The following is a 6,593-nucleotide window of genomic DNA, read 5'->3' as shown; positions in this document are numbered from 1 at the left end:
CTGCAATACCTGCCCGGACAAGGCCGGCGTGTACTGGAAATTCAGCGTCGAGCCACCAAAGAATCGCGGATCTTGCGACGAAACCGGTTGGCCGAGCGCGTTGTGCGCTTGCGCGTCGACATACTGCGTCGCCACGGCGCCTTCGGCGTTGCGGTTGTACCGCAGCGTGCGCACGTCCAGCCCGCGATTATCTCGGACAGTAATCTTCGGGGTGCCGACACAAAGATTCGCCATGGGACTCCACGTTCGCTCAAGGCGATTCCAGGATGGACCCTTGCGTTATATCCCTGTGTGGCCAGGGACGCTTTCCAAAGAACGCATTACCGTTTTGAAATTCCGTACAGGCTTGCCGGTGCAAACCCGCGAGACAGGATCCTTACCACTCCCGGCGTAGCGACGCGTCAACGGTTCACCAGGCGTCGGGGCAAGCGATACGCCAGGACCGCCCCCACCACGGCAACGCCGGCGATGAAGTAGATACCGCCCGCCGTGGATTGGGTCGCGTCCTTCACCATCCCCATGAGATATGGGCTGACGAAGCCGCCCAGGCCGCCGAGCGAGTTGATGATGCCGATCGCCGCGGCCATGCCGACGCCGCCAAGGAAGATGCTGGGCAGCATCCACATCATGGTGGTGGCCATGTAGACACCGGCGGTACCCACCGTCAAGGCAGCCAGCGCGAGCATCGGACTCGCGTGCAGCAGCGCGCTGGCGGTCAAGCCCGTGGCCGATACGAGGAAGCCCCCTATCAAGTGCCAGCGCCTTTCAAGACGCCGGTCCGACGAACGCGCGACCAGGTTCAATGCGATCGCGCCGGCCAGAAATGGGATCGCCGATAGCAGGCCGATGATCAAGGGATCCTGATATCCAAGGTCCTTCACCAGGGTCGGCAGCCAGAAGCTGACCCCGTAGTTGCCGATAGCCTGGCAGATGCACAGCGCGACCATGGCCCACACGCGCGCGTCGCCCAGCATCGCCAGGATGGAAGGATGAAAGCCCCCCATGGCGTCCTTGGCCTTCGCGTCGGCATCCAGGTCCGCGTGCACCTGCCTTTTCTCGTCATCGGTCAGCCAGCTGGCCTGCGCCGGCACATCGGTCAGCATCCACGGCACCAGCAAGGCCAGCACCACGGACGGGCAGCCTTCCATCAGGAACAGCCACTGCCACCCCGCGAACCCCGATTGATCGTGCATGCTGTGCATGATCCAGCCGGACAGCGGCGCGCCGATGACGCCCGACAAGGGTATCGCCGCCATGAACAAGCCCAGCATGCGTCCGCGCACGCGCGACGGAAACCAGAACGTCAGGTACAGGACGATGCCGGGAAAGAAACCGGCTTCGGCCGCGCCCAGCAGGAAACGCAACACGTAGAACTGCACGGGCGTCTGCACGAAGGCGAAGGCCATCGACAACAAGCCCCACAGCAGCATGATGCGCATGATGGTCTTGCGCGCGCCCACCTTCATCATCCAGACATTGCTGGGCGCCTCGAAGATCAGGTACCCGATGAAGAACAACCCGGCGCCAAAGCCATAAGCCGTCTCCGAGAACTTCAGGTCCTCCAGCATGCGCAGCTTGGCGAAACCCACGTTGACCCGATCGAGGTACGCGAAGAGGTAACAGATGATGAGAAACGGCAGCACCTTCCACGCGATCTTGCGATACACGGCATGGGAGGTCTGTCCCAATGCATCGGCGTGCGTAGCGGCGGCCGGCTGCGCAATGGCCGCGGGTTCGGGAGACAGGATGGAATTTCTCATCGGGCGCCTCCAATCCGCCGGGACCTCGATCGCGCGAAGGCTCGCACGGGACGTGAATTTCCGTGTGGCATGTCATTCCCCTAATGACGATCCGTGACCGCCGGCCCGCCACCGATGACGAGACGCGACCCGATCCGGATATTGATCCGACGCCGCGGGGTGCTTTGCCGCGCGGCGCATAACTGACGATGCGTGTTCGATTATGCCGCGCGAGGAGACGCGGCACCGACTGTCATTTTTTATCGAATGGATCAAAAAACTGGATCGCGTCACCGCTGTGGTGGCATCGACGCATCAGCCCGGACCAGCGCGGACGGGCATCGCCCCGGCGAGGCGCTCAGCCCGCCGTGGCCCCGCCGCAATGGCGCGCCGCGGCCTCCTGCGCCAGGACGCAGATCGAACGCTTCAATGCGTTGTTGGACGTGCCGTCCAGGTAGACGGCGTAGTAATCCAGCCGCGGCAGCGCCACGGAGGTATCGAGCACGCGCAAGGCGCCGCTATCGATGGCGCCCTGCACCAGCACGGACGACAGGGCCGCGATGCCACGGCCGGCATGCACCATGTCGATGATGGTCTGCACGGAAGAAACGCCCCAGATACGTATATCGGACAAGCCGAGGGCTTCCCGTATGCGCGCCAGGACATTGGTGCTCAGCAGCGTATACGCCGGCCACGTGATGATGGGATAACGCGAGAACAGCTCGTCGTCCGGCCGTTGCGCATGGTCGCCCTCGCCCCCGTGGCAGGACGCCGCATCGCCGGGTGGGGGCGTCACCGGCGGCAGGCCGCGCGCGACCACGAAGCACACTTCGTAGTCGCAAAGCTTGACGCCGTGCACGCCATCATTCGGGATGGTCTCCGTCATCAAGGCCAGGTCGATATCCTGCGCAAGCAAGCGCTGGCGCAACTCCGGCGAATTGTCGACGGCGATGTCGATGATGAGGTTGGGATAGCGTGCGTTGATGTCCTCGATCAGGCTGGATAGCCAGGTCCGCACCAAGGTCTCGGACGTCCCTATCGTGAACTTGCCGCGCAGGGCGGCGGGCTGCGCCACCGCCGCCAGCAATTCATCGCGCACCTTGAGCAGCCGCTCGGCATACTCGACCAGCAAGGCGCCGCGCGCCGTCAGCGTGGCACGGCGGCGATTGGCGTCGAACAGATCCACGCCCAGTTCCTGCTCCAGCTGGGCGATGCGAGCGGAAACCGCGGGCTGGGTGGTGTGCAACTTGGCCGCCGCCGCGCGAAAGCCGCCCAGCTTCGCGACCCAGTAGAAGGTTTCGAAAGTCCGCAAATCCCGCATATCGCCCACAACCCCCAATAAGTGCGCGCCGCCGGCACGCAGAGGCATGCCGGCGGCGCGCACTCATTCTAGGCAATAGCCGCGCGGGGCTACAACACGGCGAAGTCCGAATTGCGTAAATCGGTAACCAGCATATGGGCCGGCGCATGCGTGATGCAGAAGTCCAGCCGCGCCGCCTCGACCACGGCCTGCGGCGTGACGCCGCAGGCCCAGAACACGGGCAACTCGCCGTCTTCCATGGGCACGGCGCTGCCATAGTCCGGCTTGTCGATGTCCGCGATGCCTATGCTTTCCGGCAGGCCGATGTGCACGGGGGCCCCATGGACCGCCGGCATGCGGGAAGTGATCTGGATCGCCCGTATGGCGTCGGCGGGCTTGAACGAACGCATGGACACCACCAGGGGACCGGAAAAAGGTCCCGCCGGCGTTGTCGGCACCGACGTGCGGTAGACCGGGACGTCACAGCCGCGCTCGTGGTGATGCAGGGTCAGGCCAGCCCGCAGCAATTCATCCTCGAAGGAAAAGGAACAGCCCAGCAGGAAGGCCACGAGATCATCACGCCAGTAATCCTTGATATCGGGCACTTCCCGCTCCAGCGCGCCCTTGCGCCAGATCCGGTACTTGGGCAGGTCGGTACGGATATCGATGTCCTTGCCCAAGGTCGGCAAGCGCCAGTCGCCGGCGTCGGAGCTGGCCAGCAAGGGACACGGCTTGGGATTCAGGGAGCAGAACCGCAGGAAGTCGGCAGCCTGCGCGGACGGCAGGATGGCCAGGTTGGCCTGGACATAGCCAGGCGCCAGCGTCGACGTCTGCGTGGCGTGCTTGCCCGCGCGTATCAGTTGGCGTGCCTCGTATCCCGTGCTTGCGGCGGTGCTCAAGTCGTTCCCCTTTGCTTGAATGGAGAAATGATTATGAGCAAGCCTCCATCCCCTGGGCCAACTGTGATTTTGGATCGCGGCAATTGGAAAAAATGATCAGGCGCGCGACCCGCTCTGTCGCATAGCGCCGCCAGCCGCGACGCACCGGCGTGGCGCAGAACCCTGGGCATGACCGCACCACGATGCAGCGGGGCGCCGCCGGACCCGCGCACCCGCCAAGACCGAAAGAAATTTTCCGTCGCAAAAACAATAACTTATGGCCGACCCAGCAGCGCCGCAAAAGTTGGCATATCGATTGCTTTAGCCAGGAGGACGGCCCACTCATCTTGATCCACGACAGGCCGTCGCCGCCATCGACGATCGCGGCACATGGAACAAAGGCGTTCCGCGGCACCAGGCCCTGTCCTGGCGCGCGGGACGTTTTTTTTTTGCCCGGCCCGTGGCCCTCAAGCCCCTAGCCCCTTTGCCGCCCTGCCCCTGGAGCCCTGGAATGAAGCCCGTAGACTCGAAGACATCCCCGACGACCTCCACCCCGGCCGCCGCTGCCATCGACCTAGGCCGCCGCGACTGGCTGGGCAAGGGCGCGCGCGGCCTCGCCGGCGCCGGCCTGCTGACGCTGGTCGATCCGCTGGTGCGCGCGGGAGCCTGGGCCGCCGGCTCCGACGCGCCGGAAAAAACCGAGGTCAAGATCGGTTTCATTCCTCTCACGGACTGTGCGTCCGTGGTCATGGCGTCCGTGCTGGGCCTGGACAAGAAATACGGTGTCAAGATCACGCCTTCCAAGGAAGCCTCCTGGGCCGGCGTCCGCGACAAGCTCGTCAACGGCGAACTCGACTTCTCCCATGTGCTGTATGGCCTGGTCTATGGCGTGCACCTGGGCATCGGCGGTCCCAGGAAGGACATGGCCGTGCTCATGGGCCTGAACCGCAATGGCCAGGCCATCACGCTGTCCGAAAAACTGAAGGAAGCGGGCGCCACGGACGGCGCGTCCCTCGCCAAGGTCATGCAGAGCCAGAAGCGCGAGTACACCTTCGCGCAGACCTTCCCCACGGGCACCCACGCCATGTGGCTCTATTACTGGATGGCGGCCTACGGCATCAACCCCATGCGCGACGCCAAGGTGATCACCGTCCCGCCCCCGCAGATGGTCGCCAACATGCGGGTCGGCAATATGGACGGCTTCTGCGTCGGCGAACCCTGGGGCGCCCGCGCCATCGCCGACAAGATAGGCTTTACCGCCGTTACCACCCAGCAGATCTGGACCGACCATCCGGAAAAGGTGCTGGGCACCACCGCCGACTTCGTCAAGGCCAACCCCAACACCGCGCGCGCCGTGACGGCGGCCGTGCTGGAAGCGGGCAAGTGGATAGACGCGTCGGCCTCCAACCGCCGCCAGACCGCCGAGACCGTCGCGGCGAAGTCCTATATCAATACCGACATGAACATCATCGTCGACCGCATGCTGGGCCGCTACAGCGACGGCCTGGGCAAGACCTGGGACGATCCGCACGCCATGCATTTCTACCAGGACGGCGAGGTCAACTTTCCTTACCTCAGCGACGGCATGTGGTTCCTCACCCAGCACAAGCGCTGGGGCTTGCTGAAGGAGCATCCCGACTACGCAGGCGTGGCCACGCAGATCAACCGCATGGACATCTACAAGCAGGCCGCCACCGCCGCCGGCGCAACCCTGCCCAAATCGGAGAACCGCTCGTCCACGCTCATCGATGGCGTGGTCTGGGACGGCAGCAACCCGGCCGCCTATGCGGACGGCTTCAAGGTCAAGGCCTGAACCTGGAGATCGCGCATGGACACGCCCGTCACCCCCATCATGGCCGCCGCCGCGCCCCTGCGGCGCGTGCGCGCGCGCATCGACGCCGCCTGCGGCGCCCTGCTGCGCGCGCTGGTCGGCCCCGCCGCCGGCTTCGCCATCTTCGTGCTGGTCTGGCAGGGAATCGCCCTGCTGGCCCCGGCCATTCCCACACCCGGCAAGACATGGGATGCCGCGCGCGAACTGTTCGCCCATCCCTTCTACGACAACGGCCCCAACGACCAGGGCATAGGCTGGAACATCCTGGCGTCGCTGCAGCGCGTGGCCACCGGCTTCGGCCTGGCCGCCGTGATCGGCATCCCGGTCGGTTTCGCCATCGGCCGCTTCAAGGCCTTGAATGCCATGATGTCGCCCATCATCAGCCTGTTGCGGCCGGTCTCCCCGCTGGCGTGGCTGCCCCTGGGACTGCTCCTCTTCAAGGCCGCCAATCCCGCCGCGATCTGGGCCATCTTCATCTGCTCGATCTGGCCCATGATCGTCAACACCGCCGTCGGCGTATCGCGCGTGCCCCAGGACTACCTGAATGTGGCGCGGGTGCTGGACCTGTCGGAATGGAAAGTCCTGACCCGCGTCCTGCTGCCGGCCGTGCTGCCCTACGTCCTGACGGGCGTGCGCCTGTCCATCGGCACCGCCTGGCTGGTCATCGTCGCGGCGGAAATGCTGACGGGCGGGACCGGCATCGGCTTCTGGCTCTGGGACGAATGGAACAACCTCAAGGTCGAGCACATCGTCATCGCCATCTTCGTCATCGGCATCGTCGGCCTGTTGCTCGAAGTCCTGCTGATGCAGCTCGCGCGCCGCTACACCTATACCGAGGAATAAGA

At 64.9% G+C, this 6,593-nt stretch carries 6 protein-coding genes; 2 read left to right on the top strand and 4 right to left on the bottom strand.

What is annotated here, in order from left to right; all coding sequences use genetic code 11:
- The 4 genes from C7R54_RS21435 to C7R54_RS21420 form a co-directional block, all read right to left on the bottom strand.
- Positions 1-234: hypothetical protein (locus C7R54_RS21435; protein ID WP_204524366.1), on the bottom strand; the 234-nt coding region annotated here is incomplete at its 3' end.
- A 167-nt stretch (positions 235-401) separates the two neighbouring features.
- Positions 402-1,760, bottom strand: a complete 1,359-nt coding sequence (locus tag C7R54_RS21430; protein WP_192903716.1) for an MFS transporter — start codon at positions 1,758-1,760, stop codon at positions 402-404.
- Positions 1,761-2,097: 337 nt separating this feature from the next.
- A complete protein-coding gene (locus C7R54_RS21425; RefSeq protein ID WP_129152437.1) occupies positions 2,098-3,108 on the bottom strand; it encodes a LysR family transcriptional regulator in 1,011 nt (336 codons plus the stop codon).
- Between the two features lie 41 nt (positions 3,109-3,149).
- The gene (locus tag C7R54_RS21420; RefSeq protein ID WP_129152436.1) at positions 3,150-3,938 is read right to left on the bottom strand and encodes a putative hydro-lyase; all 789 of its coding nucleotides are present in this window, start codon (positions 3,936-3,938) and stop codon (positions 3,150-3,152) included.
- 490 nt (positions 3,939-4,428) lie between these two features.
- On the opposite strand from C7R54_RS21420, the gene C7R54_RS21415 reads away from it, so the two are divergent.
- Positions 4,429-5,730 (top strand): CmpA/NrtA family ABC transporter substrate-binding protein, encoded by a 1,302-nt coding sequence (locus C7R54_RS21415; RefSeq protein ID WP_129152435.1) that lies wholly within the window; start codon positions 4,429-4,431, stop codon positions 5,728-5,730.
- Between the two features lie 15 nt (positions 5,731-5,745).
- Positions 5,746-6,591, top strand: a complete 846-nt coding sequence (gene ntrB, locus C7R54_RS21410) for a nitrate ABC transporter permease (protein WP_192903715.1) — start codon at positions 5,746-5,748, stop codon at positions 6,589-6,591.
- Positions 6,592-6,593: the final 2 nt, after the last annotated feature.

The organism is Achromobacter aloeverae, from assembly GCF_004121055.1.
GTDB lineage: Bacteria > Pseudomonadota > Gammaproteobacteria > Burkholderiales > Burkholderiaceae_B > Bordetella_C > Bordetella_C aloeverae.
Note: the sequence above shows the minus strand (reverse complement) of the source record. Positions and strands in the feature narration are given on the sequence as shown.

Coding starts and splice junctions, on each gene's coding strand:
- C7R54_RS21415 (WP_129152435.1), top strand. CDS start 4,429: ATGAAGCCCGTAGACTCGAAGACATCCCCGACGACCTCCACCCCGGCC.
- ntrB (WP_192903715.1), top strand. CDS start 5,746: ATGGACACGCCCGTCACCCCCATCATGGCCGCCGCCGCGCCCCTGCGG.
- C7R54_RS21430 (WP_192903716.1), bottom strand. CDS start 1,760: ATGAGAAATTCCATCCTGTCTCCCGAACCCGCGGCCATTGCGCAGCCG.
- C7R54_RS21425 (WP_129152437.1), bottom strand. CDS start 3,108: ATGCCTCTGCGTGCCGGCGGCGCGCACTTATTGGGGGTTGTGGGCGAT.